Origin of the sequence: Rhizobium sp. Root1203, from assembly GCF_001424945.1 — a bacterium.
Taxonomy (GTDB): Bacteria; Pseudomonadota; Alphaproteobacteria; order Rhizobiales; family Rhizobiaceae; genus Rhizobium.
On record NZ_LMCW01000008.1, the window covers coordinates 1 to 17,217 of the forward strand.

Below are 17,217 nucleotides of genomic sequence, written 5' to 3' on the forward strand. Positions count from 1 at the left end.
TCCGTTCTCCAAAGCGCTCGGATACCGCCTTGGCAAAGCCTTCGAGCTCGGCTTTTACCATTTTGTCCGCCCGCGCATATTCCAGCACTGCCGGATCATCGTGGCGATCGATTGCGTCGCGCACGCGTTCGAGCAYATCTCTCGCAACGGCAGACAGGGCAGGGATCTCCAACGCAGCGCGCTTTCGGAAAGCCAGTTCATCGGCGTAGTAACGCCGTTGTGCTTGGCTTCGCTGGCGCAAATAACCGCTGATGCTATCGGCGAGCGGCGCGACGTTTTGAACGGCGCGCTCCCGATCCGACTTATCGACACGGCTCGCGAAGAAACCGGTCGCGCCCTTGAGCGCCCCAAACGAACCGGGTTCTGCGGCAATCCTGGCGACCATGTCCTTCGCCGACGTCTTACCTAGAAGCACTGCGTCGATATCAACCGAGCTAAATGCGACCTCAGGCTGAGCGTAAACGTAATGGAAGCGCATCGACACCTCCTCCCATTGCTCCTTGAGCGATGGATCTGCCGCAAGCCTKTCCTCGACGGCCTGATTGATCGATTTAGGGAAGGTGGTAATTCCGGCCACCATCGGCTTTGCCGCCTTGGTTGCAAGGGGAATTGGTCTCTCGGTGATGCCGATCCTGGCRCTGAAGACGACGAGACGGTCCACGAGGTCGACGAGCTTCTGTTTCTGGCGGACGGTCCATTCGAGCCGGTCACGGGCGACTGTTCTGGCCACGTTGACGATATGAAGTCCGCGCCTCTCGGCGAAGCGAAGCGCCTGCCGATAGAAGCGGCCATCTGCATAATCGAGCGTCGTTTCCTTGGAATTCTTCCGCGACAGGATCGCAACCAGTCCGCCGGCCTTGGCGAAGGGGTGATGGCCGTAATAGACGCAGAGATCCTCGCGGTGGCGCGTCATCGCCACATAGGTCAGATGCCGGTCGAGCGAGAGGGATGCCAGCACCTTCACGCGGTCGACGGTCGCGCCCTGGCTCTTGTGGATGGTTGTGGCATAGCCATGGTCGACATGGTTGTAGAAGCGCTGCTCGACCGTGACCTGTCGTCGATGCTCGGCCTCGCCGATCTCTGCGACGATCCGGCCGGCATCTGCCTCGACCACCTTGGCGAGCATGCCATTCTTGACGCCGAGCGAGCCTTCGTTCTTAAGAAACACGATCTGGTCGCCGGCGGCGAAATGGCGATCGCCGTCGGCCGTTTTAAAGAGAGTACCGCCCTCGATGATGCCACGCTCGACCAGCACTTTTCGCGCCCGTTCGTTCAGCATCCGGACATCGCGGCGCAAATGCGCGAGAATGAGCGATGTCTTCGACGGATCATAGTCGCAGCTCCAGTCGGAGATCAGATTGGCGGCCGCTTGCGCCTTGAGCTGCGAGCCCATCATCCTGCCGTTGGCGCGATAGGTATCGACCGCCCTGCCAATATTGCCGCGGGCGAGATCGAGCGAGGCGTCCCGCATCCATTGCTCACGCTGGCGATAGATGGTCTCGAGCTCGGCATAGCCGATGCGATCGACAATGGCGCGAAACGCTGCGCCTGCTTCGATTGGCTGCAGTTGTCCAGGATCGCCGACCAGAACGAGCTTCGCACCGGCTTTCACCGTGGCTTCGACAAAAAGCGCCATTTGCCGGGACGACACCATGCCGGCCTCATCAAGAACGAAAATCATCTTGTCATCCAAGAGATCGCGCCCCTGGCTCCAGCGCAGTTCCCAGGCGGAAAGCGTGCGCGAGACGATGCCCGCTTCTCTTTCCAGGCCCTCGGCCGCCTTGCCGGCGAGAGCGCCGCCGACGACACGGTATCCGGCCGCTTCCCATGCTTGCCGGGCCGCCTTCATCATCGTGGTCTTGCCGGCACCAGCAAGGCCGACGACGGCAGCGATGCGCTCGCTTCCTGCGACATGCTCGATCGCCGTTCTCTGTTCGACGGAAAGACGATCATGGCGTACGAACGTCGCTTCAAGTGTGGCTTGCCGGACGCCATGCGAGGAACGCTGCGACAACCAGATTGCACGATTGGCCATCTCGGCTTCGAGCTGGATCAGCTCACGCACCGTGAGCTTGGCGGGCAATCGCTGGCCGGTCGCAAAGTCGATCCTCTCGCGATCGAGGCGCAGCACCTGCGGACTTTGCAGGATCCTTGCCATTAAGTTTTGGAAGAGGTCGGCATCGTCGATATAGCGGTGCAGGAGTTTGGCGACATCCTGGATGTCGAAGACGCTCTTTTCGCGGGTGATCTGATCGAGCACGATTTCCGGGTTGCGCTGGATCCGCCGCCCATTCTCCGCTCGACGTTCTTCCTGCATGCCGAGCCGCTCCAGTGAAACCTTTTCGCCCGCTCCGTCGGCTTTCCGTTCGATCGCTTTGACGCCGACGCCCAGATGAATGGTTGGCGTCAGGTCGATACCCTGCTTTTCGAAGGAACGGCCGTCGATGCGGATGTCGAGGCCCGCGAGACCAAGATGTCGGTTCAGATGGGMAAACCAGCCGTCACGCAGGCGATTGAAATCCTCAATGCCGCCGGCCCATAGCTCATAGACAATTTTGCCGGCATCATTGCGGATCGGCTTSCCGTCCGGCCCGAGCACCGCGATCTTCTTGGCGCCAAAGCCCTCTTCTGTGAGCGGCCGCAAGGTCGTCATCAGGTGCACATGCGGATTGCCCGGAGCATCGTGGAAGACCCAATCGGCGATCATTCCYCGGGACGCGATGTGCGAGGCTACGAAATCCCGCATCAGTGCGATATTCTGATCGGCGCACAGCTCGATCGGCAGGGCGATCGTGATGTCCTTGGCAAGCTGSGCATCCGATCGCCTCTCGAACAGCTCGACCTTATTCCAGAAGGCTTCCGACGCGTCGGACACCAAGCGATCGGCGATCATTGTCCGCAGCCAGTTCGGGGCATCGGTCGGAATGATGAACTCCTCATGCAGCAGGCCTTGCTTGCGCGTGTACCTCCACGCAAGCCCCTGGACCGNGCTTCCGACGCGTCGGACACCAAGCGATCGGCGATCATTGTCCGCAGCCAGTTCGGGGCATCGGTCGGAATGATGAACTCCTCATGCAGCAGGCCTTGCTTGCGCGTGTAGTCGATCGTCCGGGCTTCGCGCTGGTACTCCATCTTGGCGCAGTGCCGGTAAGCCGCCGACAGCAGGGCGCTGCGGCCGGAGCCRCGGGCGACGATGCTGACTGAAAAATGCGGCACGGCCACGGGATAAACGCCTCCTTCGATCAAATAATTTCAACGGGTTCGTCGGAGGCGCTGCTGGGCCCAAAAGCAGGGCGTCGCGACAGCGACGTATAATTGCGCCCTTCAGATCCGCTCCTTCGGAACGGCGGGATCATTTCCCAAAGCATCGCCCTTGGCGATTGTAAGATTCACAGGAGTGCGTTCCGCACTGCCGTCGGGAAAACTNCTTTCTCAGGAAGTCCTCGAAGGGCCCAAAAGCAGGGCGTCGCGTCAGCGACGTATAATTGCGCCCTTCARATCCGCTCCTTCGGAACGGCGGGATCATTTCCCAAAGCATCGCCCTTGGCGATTGTAAGATTCACAGGAGTGCGTTCCGCACTGCCGTCGGGAAAACTGGCTTCGAAAGACAAGCGTTCTCAGCCAGGGAGATTATCGAAATGAAGAAACCATCTTCAAAGATCCGAGACGAAATCGCCAAACTGCAGGAACGGCTCAAGGTCGCCGAGACAAAGGAAGCCGAGCGGCTCGGCAGACTTGCCCTCAAGGCCGGCCTCGGCGACATCGAGATCGAGGACGGGGAATTGCAGGCCGCGTTCGAGGATCTTGCGAAGCGGTTTCGCGGGGGCAAAGTCGGTTCGACCGGAAGGAAACAGGCAGCGGCTGGSGGCGCAAGCGCCGAGACCCCGCCCATCACGCCTGGTGCGGCTCAAGGCATCCGTAGCGAGGCTTGAGCGGATGCAACGGACCACGACAAAGAACGCGCGCAAGACGGACACACGGGAGAAAATCGCGCTCGGCGGTCTGATCGTGAAGGCCGGCCTCCGGTTCGAAAAACGGGCGCTTCTGCTCGGAGCCATGATCGAGCTCGCCCGGCGGCTGAACTCGGATGCAGGCGAACGAGAACGACTGACGGCGATCGGTGCGGAGGCATTCAAAAGTGATGTTGAATAGGGTCGCGCTGTTTGCCGTTCCGCTGATATTGATGATCGCTATCGCGATCGGCCTGACCGGGAGTGCCTCTTGGCTTGCCGGGTTCGGCAAGACCGAAACAGCTCGGCTCACGCTCGGACGCGTCGGTGTCGCCCTGCCTTACGTCGGCGCCGCAATCCTTGGCATGAGCTTTCTGTTTGCGTCCGCAGGATCAGCCAGCATCAAGTCTGGTGGCTGGAGCGTCGTCGCCGGCAGCGTCGCGACGATTTCCATTGCCGCTCTGCGGGAAACGACGCGACTGGTGGGTCTCGCAGGCCAGCTAGCCTCCACCAAAACCGTCATTACTTATCTTGACCCGGCGACGGCTATCGGAGCGTTCGCCGCGCTTCTCGCCGGGTGCTTTGCGCTACGCGTCGCACTCAAGGGCAATGCGGCGTTTGCGCGCCGGGAACCGAAACGCATCGGCGGCAAGCGTGCCCTGCACGGAGAGGCCGCCTGGATGACGTTGCGAGATGCGCAAAAGCTTTTTGGCCACGCCGGCGGCATCGTCATTGGCGAGTGCTACCGCGTCGATCATGACAGCGAGGCCGCGCGAGCATTTCGGGCCGATAGTCACGAGACCTGGGGGGCCGGAGGCAAGTCTCCGCTTCTTTGCTTTGACGGCTCATTCGGCTCGTCGCACGGTATCGTATTTGCGGGATCCGGTGGTTTTAAGACGACGTCGGTCACGATCCCGACAGCTCTTAAGTGGGGCGGCACGCTCGTCGTGCTCGATCCGTCGCATGAAGTGGCGCCGATGGTCGCAAGGCATCGCGAACAGGCAGGACGGCGGATCCGGACACTCGACCCGAGGCGTCCCCAAAGCGGCTTCAACGCGCTGGACTGGATCGGCCGGTTCGGCGGAACGAAGGAAGAAGACATTGCCGCGGTCGCCTCGTGGATCATGAGCGAGAGCGGGCGCGCAAGCGGCGTACGTGACGACTTCTTCCGTGCATCCGGATTGCAGCTCTTGATCGCAATCATCGCCGACGTCTGCCTGTCAGGACACACAGAGAAAGAACACCAGACGCTACGGCGGGTTCGCGCCAATCTGTCCGAGCCGGAGCCGAAACTGCGTCAACGGCTACAGGACATCTATGACAACTCGGATTCGGACTTCGTGAAGGAAAACGTTGCCGCCTTCGTCAACATGACTCCTGAGACTTTCAGCGGTGTTTACGCCAATGCGATCAAGGAGACGCATTGGCTCTCTTATCCCAACTACGCGGCTCTCGTCTCCGGCTCCAGCTTCTCGACGGACGACATCGCGTCGGGAAGGACCGACGTCTTCATCAACATTGACTTGAAGACTCTGGAGACTCACGCCGGCCTGACGCGCGTCATTGTCGGCTCTTTCCTGAACGCTATCTACAATCGCGATGGCGCCATGAATGGTCGCGCACTCTTCCTCCTCGATGAAGTTGCGAGGCTAGGGTATATGCGGATCCTGGAAACGGCGCGTGATGCCGGCCGCAAGTACGGGATCATGCTGACAATGATCTACCAGTCGCTCGGCCAGTTGCGAGAAACCTACGGCGGCCGAGACGCCTCGAGCAAATGGTTCGAAAGCGCGAGCTGGATCTCGTTTGCGGCGGTCAATGATCCGGAGACGGCCGAATATATCTCTCGCCGATGCGGAACGACTACGGTCGAGATCGAGCAGGTCAGCCGCAGCTCCCAGGCGCGGGGATCGTCGCAAACGCGCTCGAAGCAGCTTGCGGCGCGACTGCTCATTCAGCCGCATGAAGTCCTGCTCATGCGCGCGGACGAGCAGATCGTCTTCACGGCGGGCAATGCACCGCTGCGATGCGGCCGCGCAATGTGGTTTCGACGCGACGATATGAAGGCATGCGTCGGCCAGAATAGATTTCATTCAGAGGCCGGCAGCACGACGGTGGAGCTTGCTTCCGTGGATTCCGCAAACATCGATGAAGCCGCACGTGAAGAGGGGCAAGGCTGATCGTCTGACAGCTCGCAACGACGATGGTGCCGGGGCCGAGTCTCCTCATTCGGCGGCTATGGGGCACCACGGCATTGCGTCTCGCTGCAGGATCGTCACCTAAGGACGAAACCCGTCAGGTTTGGTGAGGCAGCGGCTGCGAATAAAGCCATCCGCCACAGGCGGCCCGCCCGGAAAAGCTAACCTTCCTGCATCACCGAAATGAATCGATGAGGTGGAACCGATTCAAAACTGTCGTTGGACGTTGAACCCTGAAAACGGGATGCTGACGGCATGATCGCACAACCCTAAGATCCGAGCCGCAACATGGCCCGGTTCTACGCGATGTCGATCGATCCGACACTGTTCGGCGACGCCTGCCTGACGCGAAGGTGGGGTCGTATCGGAGCGAAAGGCCAGATTAAGACCCATCTCTTCGAGCGAGAGCAGGATGCTGTAGAACTGTTCCTGGACTTGATCCGCCAGAAGCGGGGCCGCGGCTATGCCACCGTCACCCCTGATCGGCGCTCCGCCGTCCCCTAAAAATCTCCCAAGTGCTTTCAGGGCTATTGCGAGACGGATGAAACCTGGGGTTACGCTCGTTTTGGTCAGGCTTAGGCTTTCCATGGCACGGGAAGAGAGGCCCCGCCGGCAGGCGGAGCCTCGATATCCTTACTCCCGGTTTTGCCGGGACCAGATCAGCTGGTAGCCATCCTCGACTTCGGCAAGCGTCGCGTAGATCGGAGCCGGGAAGCTCGGATCGTCGAGCTTGACCGAGAGGTAGTCGCGGTCGCTCTCGCTGGAACGCTTTTGCCAAGCAGCGCCAAGCTCGACGGCACCCGCGTAAATCCGGTACTGCGGGCCCTTGTCGGTCGGATTTTCGACGCGGGCGATGCGCACCTTGACGTTGAGGGCGAGGGTACGGATGGCGCCGTTGAAGCCGTTCTCGGTGGAGCTGAAGATGCCGATGGTAGCCATTGTCGTGTTCCTTTCGGTGTTCGGGCCGCTCCATTGCGGCCTCGATGGCAGTCGCAAAGACCGGAGACGATCGGACCGCACCTCATTAGGCCGGAATGCAACGCAGGGCGGCAAGTTGTAGAATTCTCAGAGGGAGAGGAGGGTGGCGCAGCCACCCGGGGGGATAAATCTACAAACGGCCGTTGCGGGAGAACGATCGAGGCAAAGCCGCTCTCCGGTCAGACGAGTCCGCAGATGGAGCACCGGAGATTGCGATTGAAGAGGACAAACGCGTTTTTCAGCGACCAATCCTGGATCGCGGCCGGTCTTCGGCGGTCTGGTCGCACAGGCCATCTGCGTGAGTGGCGATATCACCAGCAAAAGAACCGAGGCGTCAAGCCAACAGCTGACCGTATGAAACCCGCGCTATCGTTCGCGATACAGTCATCGGCAGGAGGATCAATGCGCCAACAAAGCAAGCCTTCCTTCCAGCAGGGAATCGCCCTCCTGCGGACGCGACCCGGCACAAAGGCTTGGTGGATCTGCATGAAGGCTGCGTCGCGCCCGACAATGGCGAGTAAACTTTCAATTCTCGTAGGTGATGTCATGTACCTTTGTACAATTCGTTTTGCTACGCTTTTGTCCCATCATGCAGTTCTGGCGACCAGGGTCTTGCATTTCGATGCACAGCCCTAGCTACCGTTGGATGGTTGAAGAGGGATTGAACATGTCTGTTTCCGACGATCAGGTTTTCACATTGCAAGTCGCCAACATGAGACCTCAGGATGCGGGTGCGAGTATCGCGCGTCTTTCTACCAGTGCAATGGCAAAGCTCGGAATACGAGAAGGCGACCTTGTGGAGCTCGTTGGGAAGCGGCACACGGCCGCCGTCGCGGTAAGACCCTATCCTGACGATGACGGACTGAATATAATTCGCCTCGATGGTCTTCAGCGCGTTAACGCCGGGATATCAAGTGGCGACCACATTGAAGTTCGCAAAGCCGACGCCCGCCCGGCCATCAAGGTAATCCTTGCGCCTGCACAGAAGAACATGATGTTGCAGGGTTCCGGCGACGCTTTGCAGCGTACGTTCCTGCATAGACCGATGACGTCGGGCGACGTTGTGTCCACGTCAGTTCAGCAGCGGATACAGGACCCGCGTGTCGCCAACTTCCCGGCTTACGGCCTTCAGGAAATTCGCCTTGTTGTCGTTTCGACACAGCCCCGCGGTATTGTCCAGGTGACGGCAGAAACCACAGTCGAACTTCGTCCTCAATTCGAAGAACCCAAGGAAGCACGGCGGGCTGACGTCACATACGACGACATTGGCGGACTAGGTTCGTCGGTCGATCAGGTCAGGGAGATGGTCGAATTGCCGCTTCGCCATCCAGAGCTCTTTCAGCGACTGGGGATCGATCCTCCAAAGGGCGTCCTCCTGTACGGTCCACCGGGAACGGGCAAAACGCTTCTTGCGCGCGCGGTTGCCAACGAAACCGAGGCAAATTTCTTCCACATAGCGGGTCCCGAAATCATGGGTAGCCGCTACGGTGAATCCGAAGAGCGCTTGAGACAAGTGTTCCAGGAGGCCGCACAAAATGCACCGTCCATCATCTTTATCGATGAGATCGACTCGATCGCCCCGAAACGTGAGCAGGTAACCGGCGAGGTCGAGCGCCGTATCGTTGCGCAGCTTTTGACGTTGATGGATGGACTAGAACCACGCCAGAACATCGTAGTGATCGGTGCGACGAACAGGCGTGACGCCATCGATGAGGCGCTCAGAAGGCCGGGCCGGTTCGACCGAGAAATTGTAATAGGCGTTCCTGATCAGAGGGGCAGACGCGAAGTGCTGGCGATCCACACAAGAGGCATGCCGCTCGCCGAGGGAACCGACCTCGACGAGATTGCGAGAACGACCTACGGCTTTGTCGGCGCGGACCTTGGTGCGCTGGTGCGGGAAGCCGCCATGGATGCGCTTCGCCGAGTGTTGCCCGACATCAATCTCAGAGAAGGCATTCCGGCAGAGGTGCTGGAAAATTTGATGGTTTCCCAGGAAGACTTCGCGACGGCGATGAAGCGTATCCAGCCATCCGCGCTCCGCGAAATTATGATTCAGGCTCCGAATGTGCGGTGGGACGACGTCGGCGGTCTGGACGAGGCGCAGTCGAGGCTCAGGGAGGGCGTAGAGCTGCCCCTCCGCTCGCCGCAGTCTTTCAAACGAATGGGTATTCGACCCGCAAAGGGTTTCCTGCTGTTTGGCCCACCCGGCACAGGCAAGACTTTGCTGGCAAAGGCCGTCGCCCGCGAGGCAGAGGCGAATTTCGTTGCCACGAAGTCTTCCGATCTTCTCTCGAAGTGGTACGGGGAGTCGGAGCAGCAGGTATCGAGGCTGTTCGAGCGGGCCAGACAGGTCGCCCCGACAGTGATCTTCATCGACGAGATTGACTCTTTGGCCCCCGCCCGAGGCGGCGGACTAGGAGAGCCAGCCGTGACGGAGCGCGTCGTCAATACGTTGCTGGCGGAAATGGATGGCCTCGAAGACATGCAGGGCGTCGTCGTCATGGCTGCGACAAACCGCCCTAATCTTCTCGATCCGGCGTTGCTTAGACCTGGCCGGTTCGACGAACTTGTCTATGTTCCCGTGCCGGATTTCGGCGGCAGGCTGAAAATCCTTGGTATTCATACGAAGAAGATGCCGTTGTCCGATAACGTCGACCTGGATGATCTTGCTCAGAAGACCGCACGATTTACCGGCGCGGACCTGGAAGACCTGACGCGGCGTGCTGGTCTGATCGCGCTCAGACAATCCATCGACGCGACGACTGTGACGGACGAACATTTCGCCAAAGCTCTCGAAGAGGTAAGGCCATCGGTAACGCCAGAGATGGAGAGGGATTACGAAGAAATGCTGCGGACCCTTCGCCAGGAAAGTCCGCAACGAACACAGATTGGATTCACACCGCTGCGCCAAGCGGCCGAATAGGCTATCCGACCTCGTCCGCCGACTAAGGTGGCAACGCGAGCCGCAGGAGGCTGTCGCATCATCGCGAACTCGTCGACCGGCTACATCTTCCTCTACGACTCCGATGCAAGAACCAAGCGTCGGTCCAGTTCCCGCGCAGACCGGTCACGGAGATGCTTGTGAGGACGGCGTTGCTTTGAAGGTTTAATGCGCCGCCGGGTGGCCTATTGCTATTCGGTCTTTCGGCGAGGCGGTGCGCGCTTAAAATAGGATTGAAGATCATGCAGTGGTTGCGAATGTGGGCCGACATCAATGTTTAGAGTTGCGCATAGTCGAGATAGGCGGCAGGTCGAAGCTGGCGCAAACGAAATCCAGTTTGGTGAATGGTAGGGCGAGATGAAAACGATAGGCGTGCTGGTCTTTGAGGGCGTTCAGTCCTTGGACGTTTGCGGGCCGCTGGATGTTTTCGCTGAGACCAATGCCGTCGTTGGACCGACAAAGGTTACCACGTGACATTGATCGGGCCGGGACGAGCGCCTTTTGCAGCTTCAAACCGAATGTTGCTTGCCGCCGACGCCGACTATTCCGAAGCAATCGGTCCGTTTGACCTCTTCCTCGTCGCCGGTGGCCCTGAACTTCCAACCAGGGACACCTCACGTGAACTAATCGAATGTATCGTGCGCCTATCGAATTCAAGCGTTGTCTACGGTTCAATTTGCACCGGTGCGTTTATGCTTGGCGCCGCTGGACTACTGGACGGCCGTAGGGTCACAACCCACTGGCAGAATGCCAAACAACTCGCGGCGCGCTTCCCGGCTGCCGACGTGGACTTCGACAAGATCTTCCTGAGGGATGGTCGCCTGATCACCTCGGCCGGCGTAACCGCCGGGATCGATCTAGCGCTGGCTCTCGTGCGCGAGGACCATGGCCCCGCGATATCGCTCGCAGTTGCAAAGCGCCTGGTGGTCGTCGCGCAGCGACTTGGAGGTCAATCGCAATTCAGCCCCTATGTTGAGATGGGGACAGATGCCGCGTCGCCGATTTCGAGCATTGCAACCTATGTGATGGAAAATCTCAACCATGCCCTCTCAGTGGCAGAATTAGCGGCGACCGTTGCCATGAGCGAGAGGACGTTCGCGCGCGCTTTCGCGTCGGCAACCGGATCGACGCCTGCACAGTTCGTGGAGCGAGCGCGCGTCGACGCGGCGCGCGCTCTTCTGGAGGGAACCCACAAGCCCTTGAAGGTGATCTCGCACGAGTGCGGGTTCAAAAACCCGAAGCGCATGCGCGAGGTTTTTCTCAAGCGGCTGGGGGTACTACCCACACAGTATCGTGACCAGTTTTTGATCCGCTGATGGTAGCGCTCAGCTTTCCCACTTCGAGCTCAGTATGATGTCGACGAAGTTTTCGCGCTTGTAGGTGGGGTCCATATAGCTCAGCAGGTCCGCCTTGACGTTGCCGAACGTCGTTTGAGGCTTTTTGATCGTGCCGAGGCAGAAGGACGATAGGATGCCGTGCTTGAACCTGAGCCCACGGGGGTGACAACTGCAAATCTCCTCGCGCTCGGTGTCGGTGAAGTCATCGTAAGCGATGCCTAGCACATCCATTTCGACGCCGGCAGTGACGAGCGCGACCGTCGGGCGCTTGTGCTGCGGGATACCAGGTGTTGTGTGGAGTGCAATCGAGTCCCAGACGTCGTCGACGTCGCGTTCTGACAGGTCGTAGGCCGAGAGAAACTCGCGGGCGGCGTTTGCACCGTCAACCTCGAAACGCTCGGTGTCGCTGGCATACCGATCCATGATGCCCATGTCGTGAAACATGGCCCCGATGTAGAGAAGTTCAGGATCGTAGTCTAGATTCTTACGCTCCCCGGTTAATGCACCGAACAGGAAAACGCGACGGGAGTGGTGAAAAAGCAGCTCCGTTTCGGTGTCGCGGACAAGTTCAGTGGCAGCTTTTGCCATCGCGCTGTCAGGAATTTTTATGCCGGCAACTACCTTCGCTTCGTCAATCATAATACGACCTCAAGGATTCGAAGAGAACGGCATCTCGGTGCCGGAGCGGTCGCTTAATCGCCGCTCGGCTCAACTTGCCACTTCCAGCGGGACGTTCAATTGGTTTAGGAGGCGGGTTTCTGCCAACAAGCGCCGTAAACCTGCCACGCTACCAAAACCCCTACCAAAGGATCTGCGGCAATCGCATCCTCCAGCAATCCGTTGAAGCCTGTGGGAACGGCTGGACGCGACGCGACCGCTTTCAGTTTCGGCGGTAAGCTCAAGGAACGTTGGAAGGCAGTGATACGACCCGGCATTCTCGACTGGTTCATCATTATTCGAAATTCTTGGTCCTACTTCTTGGTCAAGCAGACAATTACATCCGGCTTGCGACAAGGAGAAATACCATGAACATCCGAACCATCGTCGTAGCCACCTGCGCCACCCTTGCAGCGTTTGCTGGCCTGACTGGACTTTCGCAAGAAGGCCAAGCGGATCCGCTCCAGACGAATGTCAACGCGAGCAGCCCTGGTGCAGATATACCCGACACCGAATTGACACGCGAGGCGACGCGCCTCGTTCGGGAGGCGGAGGGCACCTTGCTGTTTGAGCACTCTGTCCGCGTCTATCAGTGGGCCGCCCTGGCGGGCAGACGCAAGGGCCTCACCTTTGATCCCGAGCTACTGTATGTAGCGGCCTTGTTTCATGACTTTGGTCTGACCAGCAGGTACGGTCATAGTCATCTGCGTTTCGAGGTGGACGGCGCAAACGCCGCACGCGATTTCTTGCGCAGCCATGGCGTGTCTGCGGATTCCAGCGAGAATATCTGGCTTGCGATTGCGCTGCATACAACCAACGGCATTTCTGTCAATCTTTCCCCAACCGCGGCGCTGGTTGCCGAAGGCGCCAATATGGATCTTGTCGGGGCAGGCTACGATGACTTCACGAGCGCCGAGCGCAATGCCGTCGAGGCGGCTCATTCACACCCACCGCAGTTTGCGGATGCCTTCATGCAAATTCTCTACAACAGCCTTGAGCATCGGCCAGAGACGACACAAGGCACCGGGCTTGCCGATATCATGGCTTATAAAGATCCTGCCTTTCGCCGCAGGGACTTCAGCAATCTGATGCGGAACTCGAAATGGGCTGTCGGCGAGTAAGCCAACAGAGAGAAATAGCGCTTCCAGGAAAATCAAACTCACGGAGTTGATCATGACATTCGACACCACTAATCCGGATCCAGACCAAGGAGATGCGTCCATGATGGCCTGGCGCGTCCATAAATTCGGCTCGCCAGAAGCTATGAGCTTTGAGTCTGTTCCCAAGCCGGCACCCGGTCCAGGCGAGGTTCTGATCAGGGTTAGGGCCGCTGGAGTGGGTCCATGGGATGGATGGATCAGAGCAGGCAAGAGCGCCTTGCCTCAACCTCTGCCTCTGACGCTTGGTTCGGATTTGTCCGGGGACATTGTCTCCATTGGAGCGGATGTGGCCGATCTCGCCACTGGAGACGCGGTCTACGGCGTAACCAATCCAAGGTTTATCGGAGCTTATGCACAATATGCGGTGGCATCAGCGAACATGATTGCTCGCAAGCCCGCAACAATTAGCCATGTACATGCCGCCTCCGTACCCGTGATCGCCGTCACGGCTTGGCAGGGCCTCTTTGACCAGGCGCAGCTTGTTGCCGGTCAGAAGGTGCTCATCCATGGAGCCGCCGGAAATGTTGGCGCTTACGCCGTGCAGCTTGCGAGGCGTGCGGGTGTCGAGATCATTGGCACTGCTTCCAGGAAAGATTTCGCCTACCTGCGTGAACTAGGGGCAGACACTTTGGTCGATTACCGCAACGAGCGCTTCGAAGACGTTGCTCGGGATGTGGACGCTGTCCTTGATCTCGTCGGCGGTGACATGCAAAGGCGTTCGTTTCAGGTCCTGAGGCGCGGTGGAAAAATGATCTCCGCTGTCTCGCCTCCCGATCAAGATCTTGCCCGTCACCATGGGATTGAAGCGGCGTTCTTTCTTGTGAGCGTCGGAACTGAACACCTGACGAAGATCGCTGAGATGATCGAAAATGGCGCTTTGAAGACGCGGGTCGGTACGGTCCTGCCGCTTGAGGAAGCGTACGAGGCTCATCTGATGCTGGAGGGTATGCGCAGCGCGCCAGGAGGGAAGATTGTTCTTTCCGTCTAGGCCAACTGGCGGGTGAGGATTAGGCGACGCATGTTCAGGATGGAGCGGGCGGGCGTGACTCACTGATCACTTCGAGAAGCCGATCACAGGAACGGTCAAGGTTCTTCGTCGGCGTCGTCGCGACGCCGAGAAGGAGCCCCGATACGGCGTCGCCGGACGATACATACCAGGCCGAAAGCGGCGACGGTGACATTCCCAAGCTAAAAGCTGCGCGAGCAGCTGCCACGTCGGATACACCCTCCGATAATCTGAGCAGTACGGCCAATCCGGTCGCCTCGGCACGATCAACGCCAACGGTCGACCGCAGATAGTCCAGCAGCGCCTGTTGTCTGCCTGCGTAGGCGCGCTTGGTCCGGCGGAGATGGCGGATATAATGACCCTCGTGCATGAACTCTGCGGTGGCGACCTGTATCGCAGGCCCGGGGGCCGGCGCCAGGCACGCTGCCATCTCAGAGAATCGAGCGATCAGATCAGCCGGCGCGACAACGAAACCGAGCCGTATGGTCGGAGTGATTGTCTTGCTGAACGAGCCGATGTGGATGACACGCCCACCCCGGTCGAGTGATGCCAGTGCCGGCGCGGCGCGTCCCGTCAACTGAAGCTCGCTCAGATAGTCGTCTTCGATGACCCAGGCGCCAGCGTCGCTGGCCCATTCCAGGAGACGAAGACGTCGATCAAGCGACAACGTCGGCCCGAGAGGTGCCTGCTGGCCCGGCGTTACGACTGCAATCTTGGCGCCAGGATGATGAAGTAATCCGAAATCGATGTCGATGCCGTCTGCATCCACGGGAATTGGTGCGAGGGAAAGGCCGGAAAGCTCAAGGCCTTTTCTTGACCAGGGGAATCCCGGATTTTCAACCCAGGCGGTGTGGCCAGCCAGGGACAGGACGCTGAGCGCCAGTCCCAGGCCCGCGCCGAACCCGCCGGTGATGATTACCTGTGAGGGCAAGCAGTTGATACTTCGGGCGACGGCGAGGTAGGAGGCGATCTCCCGCCGGAGCTCAAATTCGCCGCGCGGATCGGGATAAAGAGGCAGTGCACCTGCCTTTGCGCGGGCTGCTTTTGTGTGGATGCGTGCGAACAACGTCGCCGGAAAGGTATCGGTTGCCGGCACTCCCATCTGGAATAGCGCCGGTCCCTGCGTCATCTCCAGATAGACCTCCAGAAATGAGCCTGCCTGTGGCAGAGGATCAGTTTTCGTGATCGGGTGAGGGCGCTGTGCAACGCGTGTTCCTAAGGCTCGCGAAGCCTCGATCAATTGTGCCGCGGCGAGTTTTGCATATGCAGTTCGAACTGTTCCGCGGGCGACACCTAGCTGGGCAGAAAGATCCTGCCATGACGGGAGGCGCGCGCCGGGCACCAAAACGCCGCTTTCGATTGCCGAGGCCATCGCTTTGCGGATCTGCTCCGACAGGGACGTTTTGACTGACCGATCAAGATTCAAGTTCAGTGCCGTGCTCATGAACCATGGTACACGATTTTGCTTCGTTCTTGGTACTTCTTTCTGACCTTAGGACTGGCCATCTCTGCCGTATCAGAAGGAGAAAATCATGAAGATCCGCATTATCCTCCCTGCGATCTGCGTCGCATTGGCGTCCACCATTGGCGGCTACGCTTCGGCCCACGACGGCCAAGCGGAAACGGTTGTGCCCAAATTCGATCAAGCGATTGCCAATTTCCCTGGCAAGTCACTGCGCGTCGTAGAAGTGGACTATGCACCGGGCGCTGCATCACCACCGCATAGCCACGCCAAGTCAGCCTTCATCTACGCCTATGTGCTCGCAGGAGAGATTGAATCCAAGGTAAATGATGGCGAGAACCACATCTACAAAGCCGGCGATAGCTGGTTTGAACCACCTGGTGCGATCCACTCCGTAAGCCGCAACGCCAGCAAGACAATGCCAGCAAGGTTACTCGCAGTCTTCGTCGTCGATGCAAACGAGACTACGCTCACAACCCCAATCAAATGAACGGGGTCTGGAAACCAACGACGCGGTGTGACGACAGCCATATTGCTCACAATGGCACCGAGTCGCTTCGCGGGACCTCCTGTCACGCAGAGCGGCCAAGCCGGCTGGGGTGTTTTGTTATCTACCGGTCTCGTAGCAAGGAGATAAGACTATGAACGCAGACGAGCTTCTCACCTTAGGAATTCCTGACAGCAAACTGGCCCGTGATGTGACGCAGTTTATCCGCGACACGGAGAGCGATCTGCTTTTCCACCACTCTGCGCGTGTCTTCTGTTGGGGAGCCATGACAGGAAACCGCAAACGCATGACCTTTGATCCCGAGCTGCTCTACACAGCTGCGATGTTCCATGACATCGGCCTGACGGCGCACTACGAGAGTAGCCAGTTGCGCTTTGAGGTGGATGGTGCAAACGCCGCGCGCGATTTCCTCAGGAGTTACGGCGTCACCACAAGCGACCTGCAATCCGTCTGGAACGCCGTTGCTCTCCACACGACGCCCGGCATACCGGAGTTCATGGGTTCCGAAATCGCACTGCTTCAGAGTGGGGCCGGCATGGATGTGGCCGGTCGCGGCTTCGATGAATTCACCGATGAAGAACGTCAGGCTGTTGTCAGAGCTTTTCCCCGTGAGGACAACTTCAAACACGGGATCATCGACGCGTTCTATCGCGGCATGAAGCACCGGCCCCATACCACCTTCGGGACCTTCAATGACGACGTCCTGGCGTTCAAGGACCCGGAGTTTCAGCGGATCGATATGTGCAGCGTCATCCTCGCTTCACCTTGGCCCAGTTGAGCTCAGGCAGGGCTGCTATTGGGAAAATGACCTCATTGGCGCCGAATGGCGTGCTGCGAAAAAGCGGAAACTCCAGTCCTCTATTCAGCGGCTTGACTGCGCTTCGACGCCAGGACCCGCGCTTGTAACAACGCGCGTTCCCTCGTCGTTTTTGTATTCGGATTGCTCCCTCTCTGACATGAGTGAACTGATCCCATCTGAGCGTCGCGAAGGTGCAGTACCCCGGGCCTGCTTTCTGATCG

The 17,217-nt window shown here is 59.1% G+C and carries 13 protein-coding genes and 2 pseudogenes; 10 read left to right on the top strand and 5 right to left on the bottom strand.

All coding sequences use genetic code 11. The features are described from left to right. Together traA and ASC97_RS36185 are read right to left on the bottom strand one after the other, a co-directional pair. On the bottom strand, window positions 1-2,988 hold a 2,988-nt coding region (gene traA / locus ASC97_RS07945; RefSeq protein ID WP_162246682.1), incomplete at both ends, for a Ti-type conjugative transfer relaxase TraA. Window position 2,989: 1 nt separating this feature from the next. Beyond that, window positions 2,990-3,222, bottom strand: a pseudogene (locus tag ASC97_RS36185) (MobA/MobL family protein); the annotation flags it as partial. Window positions 3,223-3,638: 416 nt separating this feature from the next. Here ASC97_RS36185 and traC point away from each other — a divergent pair. From traC to ASC97_RS07970, 4 genes and pseudogenes are all read left to right on the top strand, one after another. Further along, a complete protein-coding gene (gene traC, locus ASC97_RS07955; RefSeq protein WP_057467823.1) occupies window positions 3,639-3,932 on the top strand; it encodes a conjugal transfer protein TraC in 294 nt (97 codons plus the stop codon). A gap of 4 nt (window positions 3,933-3,936) precedes the next feature. Beyond that, window positions 3,937-4,152, top strand: coding sequence for a conjugal transfer protein TraD (traD, locus tag ASC97_RS07960; protein ID WP_057467824.1), 216 nt, complete (start codon window positions 3,937-3,939; stop codon window positions 4,150-4,152). Further along, on the top strand, window positions 4,142-6,130 hold the full coding sequence (gene traG, locus ASC97_RS07965) for a Ti-type conjugative transfer system protein TraG (protein ID WP_057467825.1): 1,989 nt from the start codon (window positions 4,142-4,144) through the stop codon (window positions 6,128-6,130). Before traD ends, traG begins: the two co-directional genes overlap by 11 nt. A 291-nt stretch (window positions 6,131-6,421) precedes the next feature. Further along, window positions 6,422-6,652, top strand: a pseudogene (locus ASC97_RS07970) (WGR domain-containing protein); the annotation flags it as partial. Between the two features lie 129 nt (window positions 6,653-6,781). Here ASC97_RS07970 and ASC97_RS07975 read toward each other — a convergent pair. Beyond that, window positions 6,782-7,087, bottom strand: coding sequence for a DUF736 domain-containing protein (locus tag ASC97_RS07975; RefSeq protein ID WP_057467827.1), 306 nt, complete (start codon window positions 7,085-7,087; stop codon window positions 6,782-6,784). Between the two features lie 706 nt (window positions 7,088-7,793). On the opposite strand from ASC97_RS07975, the gene ASC97_RS07985 reads away from it, so the two are divergent. Both ASC97_RS07985 and ASC97_RS07990 read left to right on the top strand, forming a co-directional pair. Continuing rightward, entirely contained in the window at window positions 7,794-10,049 is a 2,256-nt protein-coding gene (locus ASC97_RS07985; protein WP_057467829.1) for a CDC48 family AAA ATPase, read from the top strand. Between the two features lie 488 nt (window positions 10,050-10,537). Next, entirely contained in the window at window positions 10,538-11,383 is an 846-nt protein-coding gene (locus tag ASC97_RS07990) for a GlxA family transcriptional regulator (RefSeq protein WP_338012515.1), read from the top strand. A 9-nt stretch (window positions 11,384-11,392) separates the two neighbouring features. On the opposite strand, the gene ASC97_RS07995 is transcribed toward ASC97_RS07990, so the two are convergent. Then, entirely contained in the window at window positions 11,393-12,043 is a 651-nt protein-coding gene (locus ASC97_RS07995) for an HD domain-containing protein (protein ID WP_057467830.1), read from the bottom strand. Between the two features lie 269 nt (window positions 12,044-12,312). Between ASC97_RS07995 and ASC97_RS08000 the strand changes: the two genes are divergently transcribed. Next, window positions 12,313-13,182 (top strand): HD domain-containing protein, encoded by an 870-nt coding sequence (locus ASC97_RS08000; RefSeq protein WP_338012516.1) that lies wholly within the window; start codon window positions 12,313-12,315, stop codon window positions 13,180-13,182. Window positions 13,183-13,282: 100 nt separating this feature from the next. Further along, window positions 13,283-14,209, top strand: coding sequence for an NADP-dependent oxidoreductase (locus ASC97_RS08005; protein WP_057467831.1), 927 nt, complete (start codon window positions 13,283-13,285; stop codon window positions 14,207-14,209). A gap of 34 nt (window positions 14,210-14,243) precedes the next feature. On the opposite strand, the gene pdxR is transcribed toward ASC97_RS08005, so the two are convergent. Beyond that, the gene (gene pdxR / locus ASC97_RS08010) at window positions 14,244-15,671 is read right to left on the bottom strand and encodes a MocR-like pyridoxine biosynthesis transcription factor PdxR (protein ID WP_057467832.1); all 1,428 of its coding nucleotides are present in this window, start codon (window positions 15,669-15,671) and stop codon (window positions 14,244-14,246) included. Window positions 15,672-15,759: 88 nt separating this feature from the next. Here pdxR and ASC97_RS08015 point away from each other — a divergent pair, with 88 nt between their 5' ends. Both ASC97_RS08015 and ASC97_RS08020 read left to right on the top strand, forming a co-directional pair. After that, window positions 15,760-16,179, top strand: a complete 420-nt coding sequence (locus ASC97_RS08015; RefSeq protein ID WP_057467833.1) for a cupin domain-containing protein — start codon at window positions 15,760-15,762, stop codon at window positions 16,177-16,179. Window positions 16,180-16,330: 151 nt separating this feature from the next. Further along, window positions 16,331-16,975, top strand: coding sequence for an HD domain-containing protein (locus tag ASC97_RS08020; RefSeq protein WP_057467834.1), 645 nt, complete (start codon window positions 16,331-16,333; stop codon window positions 16,973-16,975). Window positions 16,976-17,217 lie beyond the last annotated feature (242 nt).